Source organism: Thalassobacterium maritimum, from assembly GCF_031127805.1.
Taxonomy (GTDB): Bacteria; Verrucomicrobiota; Verrucomicrobiia; order Opitutales; family Coraliomargaritaceae; genus Thalassobacterium; species Thalassobacterium maritimum.
The window spans coordinates 1-521 of record NZ_JARXHW010000225.1 but is presented as its reverse complement, the minus strand read 5'-3'; the positions used below and the strand labels follow the sequence as shown (position 1 = coordinate 521).

General features: G+C 47.4%; 1 protein-coding gene. It reads left to right on the top strand.

Translation table 11 applies throughout. The features are described from left to right. Window positions 1–81 precede the first annotated feature (81 nt). Complete coding sequence (locus QEH52_RS20140) at window positions 82–441, top strand: hypothetical protein (RefSeq protein ID WP_308952759.1); 360 nt, start codon at window positions 82–84, stop codon at window positions 439–441. Window positions 442–521 lie beyond the last annotated feature (80 nt).

The window sequence follows — 521 nt, the reverse complement described above, 5'->3', positions numbered from 1 at the left end:
CGATAGGTAAGAAAATTGAACTTCTTCGAGACACTAGTCTATAAGGTCTTAGACGTCATCGCAGTATCCGATGGAGCACTCATGGTTTTCCTACTTGGAGGCTTTGTAGCCTGCCTCCCCCTTTCGATGCTGGCATTCTGGAAGAGAGTTCCTCTTCGAGGAATCGTTTTATTCTCCGGTATCATTCCTCCGGTGGTTCTCGGTTATTCGACTTTTTTCAACCTACTCGTTCGAGGAAGAGAACTCAGTCAACTGGCTCCTTTGTCTCCTATAATCATCGCCGTCATCGGGCCTTTGATGGCGCTCAAAGCAATCAAAGGAAATGAACAAAATGGAAAGCTTCGACTCAGATTGATCCAGCTGCTTTTAGTCGCTCAATTGTGGGCGATTTTAGTTTTGTGGCTTGCCACAAATTCAGGTTTCATGGGGGCCAACGCATGAACGAAAATGAACAGGACCTATCCAGTCGCACCTATCAACTCCTTTCGCGCTCCGCGCTTCAGTCGCGATAGTGCTTCACG

Bases quoted from the DNA above. Each gene is read 5' to 3' on its own strand.
- QEH52_RS20140 (WP_308952759.1), top strand. From the start codon at position 82: ATGGTTTTCCTACTTGGAGGCTTTGTAGCCTGCCTCCCCCTTTCGATG.